At 74.2% G+C, this 20719-nt stretch carries 20 protein-coding genes; 12 read left to right on the top strand and 8 right to left on the bottom strand.

Annotated elements, in window-relative coordinates; translation table 11 throughout:
* Positions 1-17 precede the first annotated feature (17 nt).
* The 4 genes from ACFYXE_RS01900 (at position 18) to ACFYXE_RS01915 (ending at position 3787) form a co-directional block, all read left to right on the top strand.
* Complete coding sequence (locus ACFYXE_RS01900) at positions 18-1628, top strand: glycoside hydrolase family 20 protein (protein ID WP_389307958.1); 1611 nt, start codon at positions 18-20, stop codon at positions 1626-1628.
* Between the two features lie 73 nt (positions 1629-1701).
* Positions 1702-2517 (top strand): DUF4328 domain-containing protein, encoded by an 816-nt coding sequence (locus ACFYXE_RS01905; protein WP_389307960.1) that lies wholly within the window; start codon positions 1702-1704, stop codon positions 2515-2517.
* A 137-nt stretch (positions 2518-2654) separates the two neighbouring features.
* A complete protein-coding gene (locus tag ACFYXE_RS01910; RefSeq protein WP_361177828.1) occupies positions 2655-3161 on the top strand; it encodes a hypothetical protein in 507 nt (168 codons plus the stop codon).
* Positions 3162-3226: 65 nt separating this feature from the next.
* Positions 3227-3787, top strand: coding sequence for a hypothetical protein (locus ACFYXE_RS01915; RefSeq protein WP_389307963.1), 561 nt, complete (start codon positions 3227-3229; stop codon positions 3785-3787).
* A 55-nt stretch (positions 3788-3842) separates the two neighbouring features.
* On the opposite strand, the gene ACFYXE_RS01920 is transcribed toward ACFYXE_RS01915, so the two are convergent.
* The gene (locus tag ACFYXE_RS01920; RefSeq protein ID WP_389307965.1) at positions 3843-5378 is read right to left on the bottom strand and encodes an FG-GAP-like repeat-containing protein; all 1536 of its coding nucleotides are present in this window, start codon (positions 5376-5378) and stop codon (positions 3843-3845) included.
* A gap of 220 nt (positions 5379-5598) precedes the next feature.
* Between ACFYXE_RS01920 and ACFYXE_RS01925 the strand changes: the two genes are divergently transcribed.
* The 5 genes from ACFYXE_RS01925 (at position 5599) to ACFYXE_RS01945 (ending at position 9717) form a co-directional block, all read left to right on the top strand.
* Positions 5599-6426 (top strand): hypothetical protein, encoded by an 828-nt coding sequence (locus ACFYXE_RS01925; protein WP_389307967.1) that lies wholly within the window; start codon positions 5599-5601, stop codon positions 6424-6426.
* Between the two features lie 111 nt (positions 6427-6537).
* Positions 6538-7176: an RNA polymerase sigma factor gene (locus tag ACFYXE_RS01930; protein ID WP_389307969.1), complete on the top strand. Its 639-nt coding sequence runs from the start codon at positions 6538-6540 to the stop codon at positions 7174-7176.
* Positions 7173-7358, top strand: coding sequence for a hypothetical protein (locus ACFYXE_RS01935; RefSeq protein WP_389307971.1), 186 nt, complete (start codon positions 7173-7175; stop codon positions 7356-7358). Before ACFYXE_RS01930 ends, ACFYXE_RS01935 begins: the two co-directional genes overlap by 4 nt.
* 509 nt (positions 7359-7867) lie before the next feature.
* Complete coding sequence (locus ACFYXE_RS01940; RefSeq protein ID WP_361175811.1) at positions 7868-8533, top strand: RNA polymerase sigma factor; 666 nt, start codon at positions 7868-7870, stop codon at positions 8531-8533.
* Positions 8533-9717 carry a hypothetical protein gene (locus ACFYXE_RS01945; RefSeq protein ID WP_389307974.1) on the top strand — a complete coding sequence of 395 codons (1185 nt, stop codon included), beginning with the start codon at positions 8533-8535 and terminating at the stop codon, positions 9715-9717. Before ACFYXE_RS01940 ends, ACFYXE_RS01945 begins: the two co-directional genes overlap by 1 nt.
* 184 nt (positions 9718-9901) lie before the next feature.
* Here the strand turns inward: ACFYXE_RS01945 and ACFYXE_RS01950 are convergent, their stop codons facing one another.
* Positions 9902-10801, bottom strand: coding sequence for a L,D-transpeptidase family protein (locus ACFYXE_RS01950; RefSeq protein ID WP_389309451.1), 900 nt, complete (start codon positions 10799-10801; stop codon positions 9902-9904).
* 134 nt (positions 10802-10935) lie between these two features.
* On the opposite strand from ACFYXE_RS01950, the gene ACFYXE_RS01955 reads away from it, so the two are divergent.
* Complete coding sequence (locus ACFYXE_RS01955) at positions 10936-12516, top strand: methylmalonyl-CoA mutase (protein WP_389307976.1); 1581 nt, start codon at positions 10936-10938, stop codon at positions 12514-12516.
* A gap of 166 nt (positions 12517-12682) precedes the next feature.
* On the opposite strand, the gene ACFYXE_RS01960 is transcribed toward ACFYXE_RS01955, so the two are convergent.
* Positions 12683-13549: an aminoglycoside phosphotransferase family protein gene (locus ACFYXE_RS01960; RefSeq protein ID WP_389307978.1), complete on the bottom strand. Its 867-nt coding sequence runs from the start codon at positions 13547-13549 to the stop codon at positions 12683-12685.
* 223 nt (positions 13550-13772) lie between these two features.
* Here ACFYXE_RS01960 and leuE point away from each other — a divergent pair, with 223 nt between their 5' ends.
* On the top strand, positions 13773-14429 hold the full coding sequence (gene leuE / locus ACFYXE_RS01965; RefSeq protein WP_361175820.1) for a leucine efflux protein LeuE: 657 nt from the start codon (positions 13773-13775) through the stop codon (positions 14427-14429).
* Positions 14430-14456: 27 nt separating this feature from the next.
* Here the strand turns inward: leuE and ACFYXE_RS01970 are convergent, their stop codons facing one another.
* On the bottom strand, positions 14457-14996 hold the full coding sequence (locus tag ACFYXE_RS01970; RefSeq protein ID WP_389307980.1) for a MarR family winged helix-turn-helix transcriptional regulator: 540 nt from the start codon (positions 14994-14996) through the stop codon (positions 14457-14459).
* A gap of 18 nt (positions 14997-15014) precedes the next feature.
* Positions 15015-16475 carry an FAD-dependent monooxygenase gene (locus ACFYXE_RS01975; protein ID WP_389307982.1) on the bottom strand — a complete coding sequence of 487 codons (1461 nt, stop codon included), beginning with the start codon at positions 16473-16475 and terminating at the stop codon, positions 15015-15017.
* A gap of 29 nt (positions 16476-16504) precedes the next feature.
* On the opposite strand from ACFYXE_RS01975, the gene ACFYXE_RS01980 reads away from it, so the two are divergent.
* Positions 16505-17161, top strand: coding sequence for a TetR/AcrR family transcriptional regulator C-terminal domain-containing protein (locus ACFYXE_RS01980; protein WP_389309454.1), 657 nt, complete (start codon positions 16505-16507; stop codon positions 17159-17161).
* Here ACFYXE_RS01980 and ACFYXE_RS01985 read toward each other — a convergent pair.
* Genes ACFYXE_RS01985 through ACFYXE_RS01995 form a run of 3 tightly spaced genes read right to left on the bottom strand, consistent with a single transcriptional unit; the run spans position 17145 to position 20649 of the window.
* Complete coding sequence (locus ACFYXE_RS01985) at positions 17145-18299, bottom strand: acyltransferase family protein (protein WP_389307984.1); 1155 nt, start codon at positions 18297-18299, stop codon at positions 17145-17147. The two genes, ACFYXE_RS01980 and ACFYXE_RS01985, sit on opposite strands and share 17 nt — an antisense overlap.
* Positions 18296-19675, bottom strand: a complete 1380-nt coding sequence (locus ACFYXE_RS01990; RefSeq protein WP_389307986.1) for an alpha-2,8-polysialyltransferase family protein — start codon at positions 19673-19675, stop codon at positions 18296-18298. The genes ACFYXE_RS01985 and ACFYXE_RS01990 overlap by 4 nt, the downstream gene beginning before the upstream one ends.
* Positions 19672-20649: a glycosyltransferase family 2 protein gene (locus ACFYXE_RS01995; RefSeq protein WP_389307988.1), complete on the bottom strand. Its 978-nt coding sequence runs from the start codon at positions 20647-20649 to the stop codon at positions 19672-19674. Before ACFYXE_RS01995 ends, ACFYXE_RS01990 begins: the two co-directional genes overlap by 4 nt.
* Positions 20650-20719: the final 70 nt, after the last annotated feature.

Consider the following 20719-nt stretch of genomic DNA (forward strand, 5'->3'; position numbering starts at 1 on the left):
GGACCGCGGGGTGACCGGTGAGGCGCGGGCCGCTGGCCGCCGCGGGCGGCGCCGTGGCCGCCGGGGCCGTCGTGCTCGCCGTGGCGGTCTGGCCCGGCGGCGACGGCAGGGGCGACGCGGACCGGCCGCCCTCGGACGGGAAGTCCGCGGTGTCCTCCGCGCCGAGTCCGAGCAGGAGCTATCCGCTCTCCGAGGCCCCGGAGACCATCCCCGCGGTGCGCGAGCACACCGCCGCCCGCGGCCCCGGCTGGCGCCCCGACCAGGACAAGGGCCGGGTGGTGGTCCGCGACGACGACCTCGCCGACGAGGGACGACTGCTCGCGGGCGAGCTGAAGCTGCGGTACGGGGGCGACGCGCGGCCCCGCGCGGGCGACGTCGAGCTGGCCCTGAAGACCGACGGCGACGGCGGGAACGGCGCGGACGGCGCCGGCGACGAGTCGTACACCCTGTCGGTGAAGGGGCGGCAGGTGCGGATCACCGCGCCCGCCGAGGCCGGTGTCTTCTACGGCACCCGCACCCTCAAGCAGGAGGTGAGCGGCGGCAGGACCGCGCCGGAGGGCGTCGTACGGGACCGCCCGGCCAAGCCGCGGCGCGGCTTCATGCTCGACATCGCCCGCAAGCACTTCGACCTGAAGTGGATCGAGGACCGCGTCCGCGAGCTCGGCGACCTCAAGTACAACCAGCTGGGCCTGCACTTCTCCGACGACCAGGCGTTCCGCATCGCCTCGGACTCGCACCCCGAGATCGTCTCCTCCGACCACCTCACCAAGGATCAGGTCCGCGGCCTGGTGAAGCTGGCGCGGAGCCGGCACATCACCGTCGTGCCCGAGATCGACTCGCCGGGACACCTCGGCGCGGTCATCCGCCAGCACCCCGACCTGCAACTGCGCGACTCCCGGGGCATCGCCCAGCGCGGCGCCGTGGACATCTCCAGGCCCCGGGCCGCCGAGATCGTCGACGACCTGCTCGAGGAGTACGCCGAGCTGTTCCCCGGCGCCTACTGGCACCTGGGCGCCGACGAGTACCGCGCCCTCACGGTGAAGAACCCCGAGGCCTCCTACCCGCAGCTGGCCGCCGCCGCCCGCGAGCGCTACGGCCCCGACGGCCGGGTGCAGGACCTGGCCACGGGCTGGCTCAACGACCGGGCCGACGCCGTGCGCCCCTTCGACAAGAAGCTGACGGCCTGGAACGACGGATTCTTCCGGGGCGGGACCACCGAGGCCGCCGACGACCTGGAAGTGGCCTACTGGACGGGCAAGGAGATCGGCGCGCGCGAGCCCGCCGAGTACCTCAAGGCGGGCCGCAAGCTCCTCAACTACAACGACGAGTACCTGTACTACGTGCTCGGCCAGCCCAACACCTTCCGCTACCCGACCGGCCAGCGCATCTACGAGAGCTGGACGCCGCGCGTGATCCGCGGCTCGCAGGCGGTGGACGGGCGGTACGACGACCAGATCCTCGGCGGCACCTTCGCCGTCTGGTGCGACCTCGCGGGCGCGCAGAGCCAGGACCAGGTGGCCCAGGGCATCCGGATGCCGCTGCGGGCCACCGTCCAGAAGCTGTGGGACGACCGGAAACCCGCCATGGGCTGGAACGACTTCGTGAAACTCGCTGATACGGTCCGGTAGCCGCCATCGGCGCCCTGGGGAGGGACGCGGGCGGTTTCGTCGTCCGTGCATCGCCCGTGGGGGGTAGTCACTCATGTCGTTCGCCGCGCCGTCCCAGGACGGACCGCCGTCTTCGCAGCCTGCGCAGCCGCCGCCGGCTCCGCCGTCCCCGGCCGCCCCGCCGGGGCGGCCCGCCCGGCTGAGCTCGCCGATCGGCCTCAGCCGGGCCGTCATGGTGCTGCTCGGCGTCGTGATGGCCGTCGACCTGTACGCGCTGTGGGCGGGCACCGTCGTGCGGGACGTGATGGCGGACATGATCGGGGGGCGCATCGGCGACAGCCTGCAGGCGGACGCCGAGCACGCCGACGAGCTGTACGCCTTCTCCGGCACTCTCCAGCTCGGGGCGCTGATCACGACCTGCGTCGTCTTCCTCGTCTGGTTCCACCGGGTGCGGGTGAACGCCGAGGTGTTCGCGCCCGCCATCCACCGCAAGTCGCGCGGCTGGACGGTGGGCGGCTGGTTCGTGCCGATCGTGAACCTCTGGTTCCCCCGCCGGATCGCCGTCGACATCTGGGACGCGAGCGGCCCCCGCGAGGTGCTCCTCGCCCGCTCGATGACCCTGGACACCACGTCCCCCGGCGCCCCGCACCGGCTCCTCAACACCTGGTGGGCGCTGTGGGTGGCGGACCTGCTCGCCTCCCGGTGGGCCAGCCAGGCCTACACCCGCGCCGAGGAGCCCGAGGAGGTCAAGGCGGCCATCGAGTACCTGATGTTCGCCGACGCCCTCGACATCGTGGCCGCCGTCCTCGCCGTCCTCTTCGTGCACCGCCTCACCCGGCTGCAGGACCTCAAGGTCCGCTCCGGCCCGCCGCGGCCCGCCCCGGCGCCCGGACCCGCCGCGGCCGGCTGAACCCCGCGCGCCGCACCGGCCCCGCGCGGCGCGTACGCCCCCCCGGCCCCGGCATTTGGGCTTTTTGGTGGCGGACCCGCCGACCCGTGTGGTGTATTCGCCACGGAAAGCGGTACGAGCACGGCGGGGGGCACGGCATGGGCTACTGGGGGTACTACGTCGTCGGCAGGAGCGAGCGGCCGCTCGCCGAGCTGTCGGCGGTGGCGGGCGTACGGGACGAGCTGTCCCTCCTGGACCGGCGGCCGGACGGCTGGCAGGTGTGGGAGGTGCCGGGCGGCGACGGCACGCGCGACGTGGGGAACATGAACACGCTGGCCCTGGAGACGGGCGCGCCCGCGCTGTTCGGGTACGTGATGGACAGCGACTGCGTGGTCGTCGAGGCGGCCGCGCCACAGAGCGGCGCCTGGACGACGTGCCTGGCGCGGAACGCCATGGCGGGCTACCTCGGGGACACCGAACTGACCGTGGAGGACTACTTCCTCGAGCCGCGGGACGCCGCCCGGCGCGCGGTGGCCTGGGCGGCCGAGACGGGCAGGACGGTGTCCGCGGGGCCGCTGCTCGACGTGCTGAACGCGGACGCGCAGCCCTCGGCCGAGGAGCTCTTCTTCCGGCTCCTCGACCGGCTGGGCGTGGTCCCGCAGTGACGTTCCCGGGGGACCGCACGCAGTAAGGGTCAGTGTGTCGGGGTCCGGGACGGGAGACGTGCAGCATGAGCCTGGTGGAGCTGATCGCGCAGGCCGACGAGAGAGGCCTCGCGGCGAGCGGGCTCGCCTGCCTCGACCGGTGCGTGCCGGTGCTCGGCGGTGACGACGACCTGCTGCGCCCGCTGTGGGAGAGCCTGGCCGGGGGCGGCGACTGGGGCGGGGCGCTGGCCGACGCCCGCTCGGCGCTGGGCCCGGCGAAGGCGCCGCCCGGGGAGGCCGCCGTCCTGGCCCGGCGGATGCTCGACGCGGTCCCCGCGGCGCACTCGGGCGCGCGGGTGCGGGAGTGGGCCGACGCCTGCTCGGTCGCCGCGCTCCAGGTCCACCGCCTGCTGGACGCCGCGACGGCCGCCGCCGCCCGCCCGGTGACGGCCCGCCGCGAGGGCCGCACGGACGGCATGTCCCCGTTGGTCGCGGCCGAACTCCGCCGCCAGATACGGATCCTGGAGCTGCTCGCCGACCGGGGCGCGGGCCCGGCGGGCGGCCTGCGCCAGGCCCTGGACGTCTCGACGGAGGGCCGCCGGGTGCTGCGCGCGGTGGTGTCGCGGCGGGCGCGGGGCCGGGGCTGACGACGACGCGCCGCCGCCCGGGAAGGGCGACGGCGCGAGCGGGGCGCGTACGGCGTTACGGCGTGAGCGCCTGCCCCAGGCGGGCGCCCGACGGCGTGCCCAGGAGCGCGCTGCCGTAGTAGACGCCGCTGGAACCGGGCACGCCCGAACTGCCGCTGTCCAGCTGCAGGATCGTGCCGTCGCCCTTGTCCTCGCCGTCCGCCCCGATGGCCAGGTCCGCCCGGCCGCTGCCGGACAGCTCGGCCAGCGTCACCGCCGAGCCGAGGCGGTCGCCCGACTCGGTGGACCCCGGCACGCCGGGCTCGTCCTGCGAGAAGGCCGTCGCGCCCGTGCCGGTGAGGCCCGAGGAGCCGCCCTTCAGGAGGAGGGACGTGCCCGCGTCCTTGCGGTTGGTGCCGTCGCGGGTGATGTCCTCGTCCGGGGCGCCCGCAAGGACGTCCGCCCGGCCGTCGCCGTTGTAGTCGCCGACCGCGACCGACCAGCCCATCGCGTCGCCCGCCTCGGCGGCACCGGGCACGCCGGAGGTCGCCTGGTGGACCGTCTTCGCGCCGGCCGGCGAGAGGCCCGTCGACGAGCCGGGGACCACCGTGACCTGGCCGCCCGCGTGGGCGCCCGACTCGGCGGTGTAGGGCTGGCCGATGACCAGGTCGTCGTAGCCGTTGCCGTTGACGTCGCCCACGGCGACCGAGCGGCCGCCCGGCACGGAGAGCACGCCGACCCGGCTCAGCCCCGACCGGCCGCCGCGGAACCAGGCGATCTTGGCCTTGCCTGCCTGGTCGCGGTAGGTCAGGGCGACGTCCGCGTACCCGTCGCGGTTGAAGTCGCCGGACGCGGCGTCCGCATACGCTATGGCCGTGTCGCCCGGGGTGAGGCTGCCCGCGGACTCGTGCTCCGGGTCCAGCCGCGCGGCCCACGAGCCGCCCGTGCCGGTCGCCGCCGCGAAGACGTCCGCCTTGCCGTCGGCGTTGAAGTCGCCGGACGTGACCGCCGAGCCGAACCGGGCGCCCGGGTAGTGGAAGTCGTCCGACAGCTGCATGTCCGTGCCGGACGTGAACTTCGGGCCGTACAGCATCGTGACCGCGCCCCGGTCGGCGTGGCCGGACGAGTCGTCCTCGCCGGGCGCGCCGATGATCAGGTCCGCGTACCCGTCGCCGTTCAGGTCGCCCCAGGCCGTGGCCGCGCCCCAGTCGTCGCCCGCCTCCGAGTTGCCGGGCACGCCCGGGCTGGTCTGGGTCAGGGAGATCCTCGACGCGCCGACCGGGCCGCTCGCCCCGCCGGGCACGACGGTGACCCGGCCGCGGTTCGACGACGCCTTGGGGGTCGCCGCGATCAGGTCCGCCCGGCCGTCGCGGTTGAAGTCACCGGCCACGGCGGCGGGGGCCGCGTCGCCCGCGGTGGCGGTCACCGGGTTTCCGGTGTCGGCCACCGCGTAGCCCGCCGCTCCCGGCACGCTCAGGACGACGGCCCCCACCGTCAGGAGGGTTCTGCGCCGGAACGTCGCCGGCCGGTACGCGTGCGCGCCGTGCGGCTGCGTCCGGGCCGTGGACCTGCCGTGCTGGTCGCGAATTCTGCGCGTGGTGCGCAGGTTCAATTACCCCACCCCTTAAGACACGTTCGTCCGGCCGCGCGTCGGATGAACCGCGGGCCTTCTCCTGCGACCGACGGTACGTCCGAAGGGTTGTGGTCGAGGGGGTGTTTCGGGGCGTGATCTATCCCGCACCCGCCGGACCGGGTCCTCGGGCGGGACGGTGCACCCGAACGTGTGAGAGTTGTGCGGTTGTACGACAACGGGGTGACGGGCGGGGAATCTGATGGGCAGGAACAGCGGGTGGCTCCGGGCCGTCGCGCTCTGTCTCGCGGTGGGCGCGCTCGCGTCCTGCGGGACGGACCGGCGGGTGACGTACTCGGGCGGCACCCTGGAGCCGGTCGTGGCCGCCGACGAGAAGCGCGGCAGGGAGCTGGCCGTCGAGGGGATGCGGCTGCTCAAGGACGCCGACTCGGTGCGGATCGGCGTCGAGACGGCGGCCGCCGCGGGCCGCCGGAAGGTCTCGTTGCACATGGACCGCGACAGTAACTGCACGGGCACCTTCGACTCGGGCCCGACACAGCGCGGCGACCTCGTGATCATCTCCGGTGACGCCACCTATCTGCGGTTCAGCGACCGGGCGCTCGACGAGATGCTCGACATGGGCGCCCGGCGCGGGCCCACGGTGGCCGCGCGGGTCAGGGAGCGGGCGGCCCTCGCGCGCGGCAAGTACCTGAAGATCCCCACGGGGTCCGCCGCGCGGGGCCCCGCCGTGCCGCTGGGCAACTGCGACCTCGACCGGTTCACCGGCGCGATGCCGGGCGCCCCGGACGCCGACGACTCCTTCAAGGCCCTGCCGGAGACCCGGCGTTACGGCACCCGGGTCGTCCCCGTCGTCGAGAGCACGGCGGACCAGGAGACGACGCTGTACGTCGCCGCCCGCGGCAGGCCCTACGTCCTGGGGGTCCGGGTGGCGGAGGGCGGCGGCGACGGGGCGATGACGATGCGGTTCTCCGCGTACGACGAGCCGGTCGCCGCGCGGGCCCCGGCACCGGCGCGGACGCTCGACATCTCCGAGGTCGGCTCCGGCGGCGGTTCGCTCTTCGAGGTGTGAGCCCCGCGGCCGTGTCCGGCGGCCGCTGTGACACTTCCGCTCCCGGCGACGCTGGTGACCGTGAGAGCACAGGCGCGGTGACCTGTGCCGCGTCGGCCGGATGGGAGCGGGTTGGGCCAGCGTGGGGAACCCCGTCGCACGCAGGCGCACGACGAGGAGCTGGGCAGGGCCGTCGCGGCGGCCCAGGAGGGGGACGAGACCGCTTTCGCGGTCGCGTACCGCCTGGTCCAGCCGGGACTCGTCGGCTATCTGCGCGGGCTCGTCGGCACGGAGGGCGAGGCGGCCGAGGACGTCGCCGCCGAGGCGTGGCTGGAGATCGCCAGGGACCTCGGGCGGTTCCGCGGGGACGGGGCGGGCTTTCGCGGCTGGACCGCGACGATCGCCCGGCACCGGGCCCTGGACCACCTGCGCCGCCGCAAGACCCGGCCCCGGGACGCCGCCCTGGCGGAGTCCGCCCTGGAACTGCCGGGTCCGCACAGCACGTCGGCGGCGGCCCTGGAGGCGATCTCGACCGAGCGGGCGCTCGAACTGATCGCGACCCTGCCGCGCGACCAGGCGGAGGCGGTGCTGCTCCGTGTGGTGGTGGGCCTGGACGCCCCGGCGGCGGCGCGGGTGCTGGGCAAGCGCCCCGGCGCGGTGCGCACGGCCGCGTACCGCGGACTGCGGGCCCTGGGCGAACGGATGCGGCGGGACGGCGCGCCGCAGGCGGACCCCGGCGAGGATCCGGGCACGCCGGGGGAGGCGCGGTGAGCGGGGACGAGCGGCCGGTCCCGGCCGCCGTACTCGGCGCGCTGCTGCGGCTGCCGACGGGCGCGGACCCGGGGGACGCGGCCCAGCGCAGGGCGGTCGCCGCGTTCCGCGCGGCCCGCTACGCGGGCGCCCACCGGGCCCGCCCCCGCCCCGGCGACGACTGGCGTCCCCGGAGCCGGTGACGCGCGGCCCCCCCGTGCCGCAGCGGTCGCGGCCCGGCTCCGGCCGTCAACTCGGCCGGGGCGGCGTGAGCTTGTCGAGCTCGATGTCGATGTCGATGTCGATGTCAACGGCGACGGCGAACGGCACCGGTCGCTTCGGTGCGGTCGTGGCTTCACGCTAGCGGCTGCGGACCGGCCGGGAGCCCCGCTGCGCGGGCGTCGCCCCGGCCTCGCGGTGGCGCGTCGCCGTGCCCGCTCCGGGCCGTCGGGCATCTGCCCAGGTCACCGTCGTGTGCCGAAGAACCGGCCGGGGCCGCCACCCCCCACAGGAGAGGCCCCGGCCGGCACACGGTACGAACCGCGTGCGGTCCGTACTCCCTTCAGCGCCGCGCGTGCGTTTTCTGTCACACCGCGTTCTGTCACCCGGTAGTTGCGCGTTGTACAAACATGGACGTAGGGCTGTCCGAGCCCGTAGCGTGCTGCTTCGCGCCGGGGCCGGGCGCAGATCTCCGAGTGGCAGGATTGAGAGAGTGCTGGGGGACGACGCGGAGCTGACCGCCGCGGTGCTTGCCGCACAGGACGGGGACGAGACCGCCTTCCGGACTGTGTACCGCGCCGTGCAGCCACGGCTGTTGGGATACGTGCGCACGCTGGTGGGCGACGCGGACGCCGAGGACGTCGCCTCCGAGGCATGGCTGCAGATCGCGCGGGATCTCGACCGGTTCAGCGGGGACGCGGACCGCTTCCGGGGCTGGGCGGCGCGCATAGCGCGCAACCGCGCCCTCGACCACATACGCATGCGGGGCCGCCGTCCCGCCGTCGGCGGCGACGAGACCGAGCTGACCGGCAAGCCCGCCGACGCGGACACCGCGGGCGAGGCGATGGAGTCCCTCGCCACCGACGCGGCCCTCGCCCTGATAGCGCAGCTCCCGCAGGACCAGGCCGAGGCCGTCGTGCTCCGCGTCGTCGTCGGACTCGACGCGAAGAGCGCGGCGCAGACCCTCGGCAAGCGCCCGGGAGCCGTCCGCACGGCGGCGCACCGGGGTCTGAAACGGCTCGCGGAACTGCTCGGTCCGGAGGGGGTCGACCCCAAGGAGGCGCTCGGCGCCGTCCCGCCCCAACGGGAGCCGCGCGGGTGCGCGGTGACGTCCGCCGGTGTGACGCATTCGCGTACGCGGACGCAGAAGGACATGTGATGGCCGACGAGCAGCATCAGTGGCTGGACCGCGACGCGGCGGAGCGATTGCTGCGCGGCGAGCCCCTCGAAGGCATCGACCCCGACGCGCGCGCGGACGCCGACCGGCTCGCCCGGACCCTGGCCGCGCTGGCCGCGCAGGATCCCGGGGCCCGGCCCGGACGCCCGGCGGACGGCGCCGCGAGACCCGGTTCCGGGACCGCCGCCGAAGGCCTTCCCGGCACCCCCGTCCGGCCCGTCGGCCTCGACCCCGCCGGTGAACTCCCCGGTGAGGCCGCCGCGTTGGCCGCCTTCCGGGCCGCCGGTCCGCGTGGTCCGCGGGCCCGTGGAGCGCGGACCGCTCCCTACGCCACCGCCGCCCACGAGGCCGCCGCGAACGAGACCGTGCGGCTCGGGCTCGCCGCGGACCGGCCGCGCCCGAGCCGCTGGGGCCGTCCGGTCCGCTTCGGCCTCGCGGCGGCCCTGGCGGCCTGCATGATCGGCGGTGTCGCCGTGGCCGCGGGGACGGGCGTGCTGCCCTCGCCGTTCGGCGCGCACCACGAGCCGGGCCCCGCCACCTCCGCCTCGCCGGTCGCCACCCCCGAGGAGCCGCCCGCCTCCGAGCCGTCGGACGAGGCCGACGAGCCGTCCGGGGACATGGTCCCCGACGAGCGCACCACGCCCGAGCGGGAGCCGACCCGCGGGCCCGCCTCCAGCGCACCGCAGCGGCCCGAGGCGGACGGCGACCCCACCGGGCCCACCCGGCGGCCGGACGGCGACCGGCCGCCCCGGCGCGACGAGGCGGGGCGCTGGTACCGCAAGGCCGTGGTCGCCTGCCGTGCCTACCGCAGCGGCGAGCTCCAGGGCGAGAAGCGCCGGCGCCTTGAGGAGGCGGCCCGCGGCCCCGCCCGGGTGGCGGAGTTCTGCGGCCGGGTCCTCGGCGGCCCGGGCGGCGGCGGCCAGGGAGGCGGTCAGGGCGGCGGCGGCCAGGTCGGTGGCGGCGGCCACGGCGGTGGGCACGACGGCGGGCACGACGGTGACGGTGACGGTGACGGCGGCGGCCATGGCGGCAACGGGGCCGGCGGTGAGGGGGACGGCGCGTCGGGCGGTGACACCGGCGGCCCGCACGGGCCGCCCATGACGTCCCCCACGCTCCCCTCGGCGACGCCCGCCGCGTCCCGCAGCGCGCTGCCCGTCCTGCCGTAGCCACCGCAGGGCGGCCCGCTCCGGCGACCCGCTGTGACGTTTTCCGGCACCTTGGCGCAGTAAGGAGTGAGCCGACTGGTCATCGGCCCACGCACGAGCCGGGGGTTCCCCCCGTACCTTCGGCTCAGTGCCCTCGGCGTGGGCGGGATTCGTTCCCCCGATCCCGCCCACGCCGCTTTTCCCGTCACTTGTAGATGACGACCTTGTCGCCCTTGCGCACCTGCGCGAACAGGCTCGCGATCTTCTTCTCGTCCCGCACGTTCACACAGCCGTGCGACGCCCCGGAGTACCCGCGGGCCGCGAAGTCCGACGAGAAGTGGACGGCCTGGCCGCCGCTGAAGAACATCGCGTACGGCATGGCCGTGTCGTAGAGCGTCGAGACGTGGTGCCGCGACTTCCAGTAGACGCTGAACGTGCCCTCGCGGGTCGGCGTGTACTGCGAGCCGAACCGCACGTCCATCGTCGACACGCGCCGGCCGTCGATCATCCACGTCAGCGTGCGGCTGCTCTTGGCGATGCACAGGACCCGGCCGGTCAGGCAGCGCTTGTCGGGCGCGGCCGGTGGCATGCCGCCGCCCGCGTACCGTTCCTGGCGCGTCGGCTCGCGGGTCATGCCGAGCAGCCGCTGCCAGGTGACGGTATCCGTGGCACCGGTGACGGGCAGGCCGCGCTTGGCCTGGAAGCCCCGGACGGCCGCGGCGGTGGCCGGGCCGTACGTCCCCGTCGGGAGGGTGTGGAACCAGGCGACCTGCCGCAGTCTGGCCTGCAGTTCGCGCACCTGCCCCGCGCGGTCGCCCTGCCGCATCAGCGTCTTCGCGGGAGTGCGGGTGGGGGCCGGGTCCGGCACGGGGGCGGACGTGGGGGTGCGGGCGGGCCGCCGCTCCGACGGCTCCGCGCTCCCGGGCCGCTCCGGCCGGTCCCGTCCGGCCGGGTCCTCCCGGGCCGGTGGGCGTGTCGCCGACGCGCCCGGCCTGTCGTCCCCGCCGCCCGGCCCGCCGCCCTCCGTGTCGACGGCGACCGCCTTGCACCCCGCCGTCAGGAGCAGCACCGCCACGGCGCCCGTCGCTATCGCGCCCTTGCCCATCACGTCCCCGTCCGCAGACGACCTCGGGACGGCGCCCGGGCAGCCACCCGGACGGTCCCCTGGACAACACTCCTGGAAGTGTTTCCCGGTTTGCCGCGGGTGACGCGTCCGGTGTGCGGGCGCAAGCTGGACGCATGACACACGAGTCGGAGTCCGGACTGCCCATCGAACCCGTGTACGGCCCCGGGGCGCTCGCGGGCTGGGACCCGGCACAGAAGCTCGGCGACCCCGGCGCCTACCCGTTCACCCGGGGCGTCTACCCGACGATGTACACCGGCCGGCCCTGGACGATGCGCCAGTACGCCGGGTTCGGCACCGCCGCCGAGTCCAACGCCCGCTACCGGCAGCTGATCGAGCACGGCACCACCGGCCTGTCCGTCGCCTTCGACCTGCCGACCCAGATGGGCCACGACTCCGACGCCCCGCTCGCGGGCGGCGAGGTCGGCAAGGTGGGCGTCGCCGTCGACTCCGTCGAGGACATGCGGGTGCTGTTCGACGGGATCCCGCTGGACAAGGTCTCCACGTCGATGACGATCAACGCTCCGGCGGCGCTGCTGCTGCTCCTCTACCAACTCGTCGCCGAGGAGCAGGGCGTGGCGCCCGGCGCGCTCACCGGCACCATCCAGAACGACGTGCTCAAGGAGTACATCGCGCGCGGCACGTACATCTTCCCGCCCCGGCCGTCCCTGCGGCTCGTCGCGGACACCTTCCGGTACTGCCGGGCCGAGCTGCCCAAGTGGAACACCATCTCGATCTCCGGCTACCACATGGCGGAGGCCGGGGCCTCGCCCGTGCAGGAGATCGCCTTCACGCTGGCCGACGGCATCGAGTACGTCCGTACGGCGATCGCGGCGGGCATGGACGTGGACGACTTCGCGCCGCGCCTGTCCTTCTTCTTCGTGGCGCGCACGACGATCCTGGAGGAGGTCGCCAAGTTCCGTGCCGCCCGGCGGATCTGGGCCCGGGTGATGCGCGAGGAGTTCGGCGCCCGCGACCCCAAGTCGCTGACGCTGCGCTTCCACACGCAGACGGCGGGCGTCCAGCTCACCGCCCAGCAGCCCGAGGTGAACCTGGTCCGGGTCGCCGTCCAGGGCCTGGGCGCCGTCCTCGGTGGCACCCAGTCGCTGCACACCAACTCCTTCGACGAGGCCATCGCGCTGCCCACCGCCACCTCGGCCCGGCTGGCCCTGCGCACCCAGCAGGTGCTCGCGTACGAGACGGACGTGACGGCGACGGTGGACCCCTTCGCCGGGTCGTACGTCGTGGAGAGCATGACGGACGACGTGGAGCGGGCCGCCCTCGACCTGATGCGGCGGGTCGAGGACCTGGGCGGCGCGGTGCGCGCCATCGAGCAGGGCTTCCAGAAGGGCGAGATCGAGCGCAACGCCTACCGGATCGCGCAGGAGACGGACAGCGGCGAGCGCGTCGTCGTCGGCGTCAACCGCTTCCGGCTCGACGAGGAGGAGCCCTACGAGCCGCTGCGCGTCGACCCCGCCATCGAGGCCCGCCAGTGCGAGCGTCTTGCGGGGCTGCGCGCGGAGCGGGACGGCGCGGCGGTGGACGCGGCCCTCACGGCGCTGCGCGAGGCGGCGCGCGGCGAGGCGAACGTGCTGTACCCGATGAAGGACGCGCTGCGCGCGCGGGCCACGGTCGGCGAGGTGTGCGACGCGCTGCGGGAGGTGTGGGGCGCGTACGTGCCGACCGACGTGTTCTGAGAGGGCGGTATGCGAGTCGGTAGATCACCGCGCAAGCCGACGCGGCGAGGGAGCCCAGCCCCGGCCATAGCCGTCCGCCATCGCCCCGGCCCGCCCGCGCCCTCTGAAGGATCTTGGATCCTCGCCGTTCGGTTCCTTGTCGCCTTCGAGCGGCCTTGGCTGATTTCTACGGGGCGCCCAGTCGCTTGTTCATCGTGTCGAGTGTCGGCCACGGAGGTCCGTCGTGCAGTGCGCGCAGGAGAGCTTCTCCGTTGAGCCTCCCGTTCGGGAACTCGTCGCCCAGTTCCCAACGCCAGGCTGCGACCATCGCGAGGACGAGCTGGCGGCACTCGTCCAGCAGCCCGTGGTCGAGGTTCGGATAGTGCCCGCAGACCATCTCGGGAGCATGGGCGAGGTCGAACTCGACGGGTCCACGGCAGCACGTCTCGAAGTCGATGAACAACGGGCCGTTTGCCGTGCTGAGCACATTGCCCGGATGCGGCTCGCCGTGGAGCAGTTGCTCCACGGCGCCGCGCTCCTCGATCGCCTTGCGCAGGCTTGCGAGCCTGCCGCTGAGGAAGACGCGCTCCGTGTCGGCGAGCTCCGGCGAACGTTCCGGGTCGGCAACGACGTCTTCTGCCTCCGTGATGCGGTCGGTGAACCGTTGGCTGGGTACCCCGGCCTCGCGCATGCCGGCGTGCAGCCGCTCCAGCGCCTGGGCGTAGTCGACTGGTGAGAGGTGAGGTGTCACGGGCTCGTAGTAGATCCACAGAGTCACGGCGAAGCCGTCGCGGGTGTACACGATCGGGTCCGCCCGGGGCTCCAGGGGACACACCGGGCTTCCGACCTCGGTGAGCCGCCGAGCGAGTTCGACTTCGAACTGTGCAACCTCTTGTCCCACAGGGGCGACCCGGGCAAAGACGTCGCATGGCGTCAGCCGCAGGGCCAGCTTGTTCGAGTTGTGGAGCACGACTGCGTCGCTGACGGGCAGGCCGAGCGATACGGCGACCGCAGTCGCAGCCGCCTTCGCACGCGTAACGCTGGACATCTCCATTCCCAGATCCTGGCGTACCGGCCGCCGGTAGTCTCTTCAATTTCTGCGTCAGGCGCGGATCGGCTTGCGCGGCGGCCGCACACGTTCCGGTGACGTCCACAGGGGCATCGCGTCACCTACCGCCCTCTGAGACCGCGTCCGGGAGGCTGCCCGGTGCCGGTGCCGGTGTCCGGCAAACGGACACGGATGTCCTGATGTCGTACGTCCGTGCGAGACTCCGCCCATGCTGGGTGTCACCGATCTTCCGACCTATCTCGCGGGCCTGGCCCTGATCATTCTGCTGCCGGGGCCCAACTCGCTGTACGTGCTCTCCGTCGCCGCGCGCCGCGGCATCCGCACCGGCTACACGGCGGCCGCGGGCGTCTGGTGCGGCGACACCGTCCTGATGACGCTGTCGGCGGCGGGCGTGGCCTCGCTGCTGCAGGCCAACGCGGTGCTGTTCGGGATCGTGAAGTACGCGGGCGCGGGCTATCTGGCCTGGCTCGCGGTCGGCATGCTGCGGTCCGCCGTCGCGCTGTGGCGCACGCGGCGCGAGAAGGCGGCCGAGGCGGCGGGCGAGAGCGCGGCGTCGGCCGCCGCCGAGCGGCCCTTCCGCCGGGCGCTGGTGATCAGCCTGCTCAACCCGAAGGCGATCCTCTTCTTCATCGCGTTCTTCGTGCAGTTCGTCGACCCCGGCTACGCCTACCCGGCGCTGTCCTTCGTCGTGCTCGGCGCCTTCGCGCAGGTCGGCAGCTTCCTCTACCTCACCGCCCTGATCTTCAGCGGCACCCGGCTCGCCGACGCCTTCCGCCGCCGCAAGCGCCTCTCGGCGGGCGCCTCGTCGGCGGCGGGCGCGCTGTTCCTCGGGTTCGCGGTCAAGCTGTCGCTCAGCAGCGTCTGAGCGCCGCGGGCGGCCGGGGCCCGGCACTCAGTGGTGCCAGGCCGAGCCGCCCACGTTGTGGATCATCCGCTGGAGGACCTTCAGGGCCGCGACGTACTCCTGGTCGGTGATGCCCTCGTGTATCTCCGCGCGCAGTCCCTTCTGCCGTTCGGCCACGCGTGCCTGGAGCGCGCGGCCGTCGTCGGTGAGGGCGATGCGGGCCGCGCTCTCCGCGCTCCGGGGTGCCTCGGCGATCAGGCCGCGGTCGCGCAGCGCCCCGATGTCGTGGTGCAGGGCGCCGTCGCCGATGTCGAGGTAGCCCTTCAGGACCGAGACGACGTCGTCGCTCGGGCGGCCGTGCGCCGGGGCGGCCAGCAGCTGGTTGAGGATCCACCACTGGGGCTGGGTGAGGCCGTGCTCGGCGAGGGCCGTTCTGATGTGGTGCACGACGGCGGTGCCCGCGGCCGAGCTCCAGTAGCCGATGGGCTGGCCGGCCAGGTCGGCGTCGCTGTGCGAGTAGGTGAAGGCCGGGGAGGCCGGGGAGGGCGAGGGGGACGAGGGGGCCGGAGAAGCAGGAGAAGTGGTCATGGCCCAGAACCTAGGACCTCAAGCGGACTTGAGGTCAAGGGCGGCCAGGTACTCCGTCAGACCGTCCCGCGCGTCCTCGCCCGCCCAGCCCACGTACCCGTCGGGCCGCACCAGGAAGAGCCCCTTGCCGTAGGGCTCGTACGCGGGGACGCGGTGGACGTGGACGGTCGCGCCGGAAGCGGCGGAACCGCCGTTCAGGGGCGGCAGCTCCGCGTCGGTGCCCACCGCGAGCAGCGTCCAGTGCGGGCCCCGGAACGCGTCGAACAGGGTCCCGCTGCCGCACGGCCCGTCCGGCGCCCGGTCGCCCGCCCGCAGCGCGTCCTCCGGCAGGTCCGTGCGGGTCTCCGCGGTCAGTGACGCCTCGCGGTAGCCGATGCCGAGCTGCCGGGTGGCCGCGCCGCGGCGGGCCTCGCCCCGGTGGATGCGGGTGGACAGGCCCAGCACCTGCGCGGCGTTGGGCAGCCGCTCCTCCTCGTAGGTGTCGAGCAGGGTGCCGGGCGCGCCGTCGCGCAGCACCGCGCCCAGCTTCCAGCCCAGGTTGTAGGCGTCCTGGACGCTGGTGTTCAGGCCCTGGCCGCCGGCCGGCGAGTGGACGTGCGCCGCGTCCCCGGCGAGGAACACGCGGCCCTCGCGGAAGCGGTCCGCCAGTGCGGCGCGCGGCCGGAAGTCGGAGGACCAGCGGACCTCGGTCACCGCGTCGGCGGGCAGGTGCGTGCGGGCGGCGACGAGGTCGCGTACGCCCCGCAGGGAGAGGTCGGGCGTGGTGCCCGCCGGGAACTGGGCGGTCAGCTGGAAGTCGGGGGTGCCCGCCAGCGGGCAGATCGCCGCGAACAGGCCGCTGTCGTCGGTGGCCGGGAACATGTGCCAGTGGTCGCGGTCGAGCGCGGGGATGCGGACGTCCGCGACCAGGACCGGATTCGGGTCGACGCTCTCGCCCGCCATCGTGATGCCGAGCGCCGCGCGCAGCGTCGAGCGGCCGCCGTCCGCCGCGACCGCGTACGCCGCGCGCACCGACGCGCCCGTCGACAGGCGGGCGGTGACGCCGTGCGGGTCCTGGGCCAGGCCGGTGACCGCGGTGTCGAACGCCACGTCGCCGCCGAGTTCGCGCAGCCGTGCCAGGAGGATCTCCTGGGTGCGCCACTGGGGGAGCATGCGCGGCTCGCCGTAGGGCGCGGTCGGCGTCGGTCCGGGGGCGTCGAACATGTGGTGCTCGCCCTGCCGCTCGCCGTCCCGCCACACCATGCCGACCGGGATCGGGCCGCCCGCCGCGAGGACCGCGCCGATCACGCCGAGGTCGTCGAAGACCTCCAGGGTGCGCGGCTGCAGGCCCTTGCCGCGCGAGCCGGGGAAGAGGCCCCGGTCCCGCTCGACGACGAGGGCGGACACGCCGCGCCGGGCCAGGTCGCAGGCGAGGGTCAGGCCGGTGGGGCCCGCGCCCACGATGAGGACGCCGGTTTCCTTAACGCTGTTAAGTGCCATGCCCCAGAGGGTGCGCTTAACGGTGTTAAATTGTCAAGGTGGCTACGACGAAACTGGACCGCGCCCGAGTGGCACGCGCCGCGCTCGACCTGCTGAACGAGACCGGCCTCGAAGGGCTCACCCTGCGCGCCATCGCGCAGCGCCTCGACGTGAAGGCACCCGCCCTGTACTGGCACTTCAAGGACAAGCAGGCGCTGCTCGACGAGATGGCGACGGAGATGATGCGCCGGATGGGCGCGGAGCTGCTGGCCGCGCCGGATCCCGACTGGCGGGTGGCGATCACCGCCGCGATGCGCGGCCTGCGCACCCACCTGCTGCGCTACCGCGACGGCGCGAAGGTCTTCAGCGGCACGCACTACACGGACCTGTCGTACGCGGCCCCCATGGAGGCCATGCTGCGGGCGCTCACCGCGGCGGGCTTCGCACCGGCCGCGGCCGCCCGCGCCTGGTTCACCGCGTACAGCTACACGATCGGGTACGTCATCGAGGAGCAGGCCACGGGCCCGGGAGCGCGCGGGGGAGCCGAGGGCTACGACCTCGCGGCGCGTGCCGAGCGGCTCGCCGACTATCCGCTGGCCGCCGCCGCGGGCGAGGAGATGTTCCGCGGGCACGACCGCGGCTTCGAGACGGGGCTCGCCGCGGTCGTGGCGGGGATCGGCGCGACGGCCGTCATCGCCGGGGAGTGAGGCCCCGGCCCAGTCCCGTGCGGATCAGCGGGGTCAGGCGGTCCTCGACGCACCGGGTCAGGAGCCGGGCCAGGACCAGCATGGCGAGGACCGTCAGGGCGAACGTCGCGTACGACGGCAGGCCCAGGTGCCGGTGCAGCACCTCGACGGTCACCCAGCCCAGGTGCTCGTGGACCAGGTAGAACGGGTACGTCAGCGCCCCGGCCGCGGACAGCCAGCGCCAGTTCACCCGGTCCAGGTGGCCCAGCGCGATCAGCAGGACGGCCGCGAACCCCGCGGTGACCACCGCGATGATCCCGAGCGAGGAGCGGTGGGAGAAGAAGTCCGGGTCGGGCGCGTGCCACAGGTCCCGGACCGCGTAGTGCTGGCCGATCAGCCAGCTCACCCCCGTGATGCCCCACGCCGTCAGGTCCCGGCGGTCGCGGTGGATCAGGTGGATGCCGATGCCGCCGACGAAGAACGGCGCGTACTGCGGCATCAGGACCACGTCCAGCAGCGGCTCGTCCGCGGCCTCGGCGACGGCCGCCGACAGCGTCCACACCGCGCAGAACAGCACCACCCGCGCCCGGGTCGCGCCCGGCAGGACCACGCACAGCGCGAACAGGGCGTAGAAGCGCAGCTCGGCCCAGAGCGTCCAGCACACCCCGAGCACCCGGTCCGCGCCCAGCGGCTGCTGCAGCATGGTGAGGTTGACCAGCGCGTCGCTGGGCGAGACCGCCTCGTACGCCACGACGGGCAGCGCGAAGACCGCGGTGACCAGGACGATCGCCGCCCAGTAGGCGGGCAGCAGGCGGGCGGCGCGGGACGCGAAGAAGGCCCGCAGGGGCCGGCCCCAGCCGCTCATGCAGATCACGAAGCCGCTGATCACGAAGAAGATCTGCACGCCGAGACAGCCGTAGGCGAACCACTCGCTCGCCGTGGGGAACTGCACCCGGGGCGAGCTGCCCCAGGCCCGCGCTATCTCGCCGTCGCGTCCTCCGTAGTGGTAGGCGGCGACCATGAGCGCCGCGAGCAGGCGCAGCCCGTCCAGGGCGCGCAGCCGGGGTCGGGCACGGGCCGGGCGGGCCTGCGCGGGCGCGGGCGGGCCGGATTCCGCTCCCGGTACGGCCTTCGGGAGCGTGCTGGCGGGAGAGGTCATCCGAGCGCGGTCCGCTTGAGCGAGCGCTGCACGGAGCGGGCGCGGCGGGCGACACGGCGCACGGCCGCGTTGCGCGGGATGAACGCGAGCTGGGCGGGGACGGCGCCGGGCAGCGCGAGCGCGGTCAGGCGCCGCCGCTTGAAGTAGCGCCAGGTGGTGGCGTCCAGATGCCGTGCCAGGTAGCGCTCGGCGTCGGCGCGCAGGGCCGGATGGATCTGCGGCTGCATCGCGAAGCCGACGGCCCTGAGCAGGTGCATGAGCTCGCCGACGCCGAGGCCGGCCTCCTGCGCGCCGACCGCGGCGGCGTCGGAGAGCTCGGGCAGCAGCGCGTCGACGATCGTCACCGGGACCCGGTTGCTGTTCTGATACGGCGCGAGGCGCTCCAGGAGCAGGTCCGTGCCGGTGCGCGCGACGGGCAGGCCGTAGAGCGCGGACGCCGTGCACAGCGCCGTGGAGAAGCAGCCGACGACCAGCGCGGGCCGCATCCGCCGGTACAGCACCTCGGCGAGCACCGGGGTGTCGAGCACGGTCAGCTCGACGCCGATCTGCCGCGCCTCCTGCTCCAGGGCGCGCGAGAAGCGCGCCGGAGCGGTGGGGTGCGGCTTGAACACCACCCGGGTGTGGCCGAGCCGGGCGGCGCCGCGCACCATGCGCAGGTGCAGCTCCTCCTCTTCCTCGGCGGTGAGGATGGACAGCGCGGAGAGGTACTGGCCGAGGAGGAGGGCGGGCCCCTCGACGTCCGGCAGGGCGGGCGTGCCCGCGGGCAGCCCGGCGTCGCCGTGCGCCAGTTCGTCGAGCACCTTCAGGAACGCGTCGGTCGGCACGACCTCGGGGGCCACGCCGAACTCGGTGAGCAGCAGCGGGGTGAGGCCGGGCACCAGGTCCAGGTGGAGCAGGCGGCGCACCCGGGTGCCGACCAGCGGGTCGATCTTGTTGCGGGTGGGCCCGTAGCTCATCAGACCGTCGGCGTAGACGTCCACGGGGACGCCGGTGAAGATCTGCGCGAGCGCCAGCGACGGGTTGACCTGGATCGACTCCACGGCCAGCTCCACCTCGTCGTCGCCGAGGTCCCACAGCATCCGGACGTAGCGCTCCCACAGCACGACGTCGTCGCCGCGCGGGGCCCAACCGCCGGGGTGGAAGGGGGAGATGGCCTCGTTCCAGGAGCGCACCTCGTCGAAGCGGCCGCGCAGCCGCTCGAAGCCCGGCATCGTGTGGAGCGACGGCGTCGTCTCGGGCGTCGCCGCGTTGTTGCAGACCAGCAGGATGCGCCGGTCGGCGGGGCCGAAGCGGCCGGCGTCCAGGGCGGCGGCGAGCGTGGCGACGCCGTACAGCGTGGACGCCTGGAAGATCTGCGTACGGCGGGGCGCGCTCACGCGGCCACCTCCGCCGCCACCGGGCGCCGCCGCAGCCTGCGCAGCCGGGTCGCCCGCTGGACGTCCATGGAGTCGAGCGCGTCGTCGAGCACGCCCTGCGGCATCCGCTTCAGCGCGGCCGCACTCATTGACTTCAATTTCCGCGCCACGGATGGCTCGAACCTTTCGATGGATCCCAAATGATGGGAGATGATCGCGCAGTACGTCCGCACGGCCTTCGGCAGGAGTTTGTCCGCGTCACGGTCCTGCGCCGTTTCCCGTACCACCTGGTCGAATGCCTTGATGAAATCGAGCTGGCGCACGTCGCCGATCTGCGTCAGCGACGAAGCGACCCCGCGCCGGTAGAACACCCCGAGAAGGCCGACCGCGGCGAAGGATTCCGCCTCCCGGTGCAGCCGCCAGATCCAGGGCCGGTCCTCCGCGGTGCGCAGGCCGTCGGTGAAGTGCAGCAGCCCCGCGTCGGCCAGCCTGCGGTGGTAGATCCCCGCCCAGGCGTACGCGTAGTCGACGGACGTCGAGCGGTCGGCGGGCAGGATCACCTCGCGCGGGCTCATCACGACGCCGCGCCTGCCGTGCGGGACGCGGTGCACGGTGCGGGCCCGCGCGGTGCACTGCACATGGTCGGTGCGCACGAAGTCGCACCCCAACTCCTCGATGGAATCGACGAGTCGGCTGAAATAGCCGGGCGCGAGCCAGTCGTCACCGTCCAGGAAGGTGAGGTACTCGCCGCGCGCCGCGTCCAGGCCCGTGTTGCGGGCGGTCGCGAGGCCGCCGTTCGTCTCATGGCGGAGGTGGACGGCGCCGGGAAGCTCGCGCGCGGCACGCTCCAGGATGTCCGGGGTCTCGTCGCGCGAGCAGTCGTCGACGAGAATGAATTCGAAGTCCTCACGTGCGTTCGCACGCAGACTCCTCAAGGTGTCGGGCGCGTATTGCTGCACGTTGTAGAACGGCACGATGACGGAGAGCTTAACCACGTGGGTGACGTTAGGTGTCGGCCCGTGATTCGTGTCGACCCGCGGTGGGATGACAGGTGAACGACGTGTG

It is taken from the genome of Streptomyces sp. NPDC002564 (assembly GCF_042889645.1).
In the GTDB taxonomy this organism is placed as follows: domain Bacteria; phylum Actinomycetota; class Actinomycetes; order Streptomycetales; family Streptomycetaceae; genus Streptomyces.

Coding starts and splice junctions, on each gene's coding strand:
- ACFYXE_RS01950 (WP_389309451.1), bottom strand. CDS start 10,801: ATGGGCAAGGGCGCGATAGCGACGGGCGCCGTGGCGGTGCTGCTCCTG.
- ACFYXE_RS01975 (WP_389307982.1), bottom strand. CDS start 16,475: ATGGCACTTAACAGCGTTAAGGAAACCGGCGTCCTCATCGTGGGCGCG.
- ACFYXE_RS01945 (WP_389307974.1), top strand. CDS start 8,533: ATGGCCGACGAGCAGCATCAGTGGCTGGACCGCGACGCGGCGGAGCGA.
- ACFYXE_RS01955 (WP_389307976.1), top strand. CDS start 10,936: ATGACACACGAGTCGGAGTCCGGACTGCCCATCGAACCCGTGTACGGC.
- ACFYXE_RS01915 (WP_389307963.1), top strand. CDS start 3,227: ATGAGCCTGGTGGAGCTGATCGCGCAGGCCGACGAGAGAGGCCTCGCG.
- ACFYXE_RS01925 (WP_389307967.1), top strand. CDS start 5,599: ATGGGCAGGAACAGCGGGTGGCTCCGGGCCGTCGCGCTCTGTCTCGCG.
- ACFYXE_RS01985 (WP_389307984.1), bottom strand. CDS start 18,299: ATGACCTCTCCCGCCAGCACGCTCCCGAAGGCCGTACCGGGAGCGGAA.
- ACFYXE_RS01905 (WP_389307960.1), top strand. CDS start 1,702: ATGTCGTTCGCCGCGCCGTCCCAGGACGGACCGCCGTCTTCGCAGCCT.
- ACFYXE_RS01970 (WP_389307980.1), bottom strand. CDS start 14,996: ATGACCACTTCTCCTGCTTCTCCGGCCCCCTCGTCCCCCTCGCCCTCC.
- ACFYXE_RS01960 (WP_389307978.1), bottom strand. CDS start 13,549: ATGGAGATGTCCAGCGTTACGCGTGCGAAGGCGGCTGCGACTGCGGTC.
- ACFYXE_RS01910 (WP_361177828.1), top strand. CDS start 2,655: ATGGGCTACTGGGGGTACTACGTCGTCGGCAGGAGCGAGCGGCCGCTC.
- leuE (WP_361175820.1), top strand. CDS start 13,773: ATGCTGGGTGTCACCGATCTTCCGACCTATCTCGCGGGCCTGGCCCTG.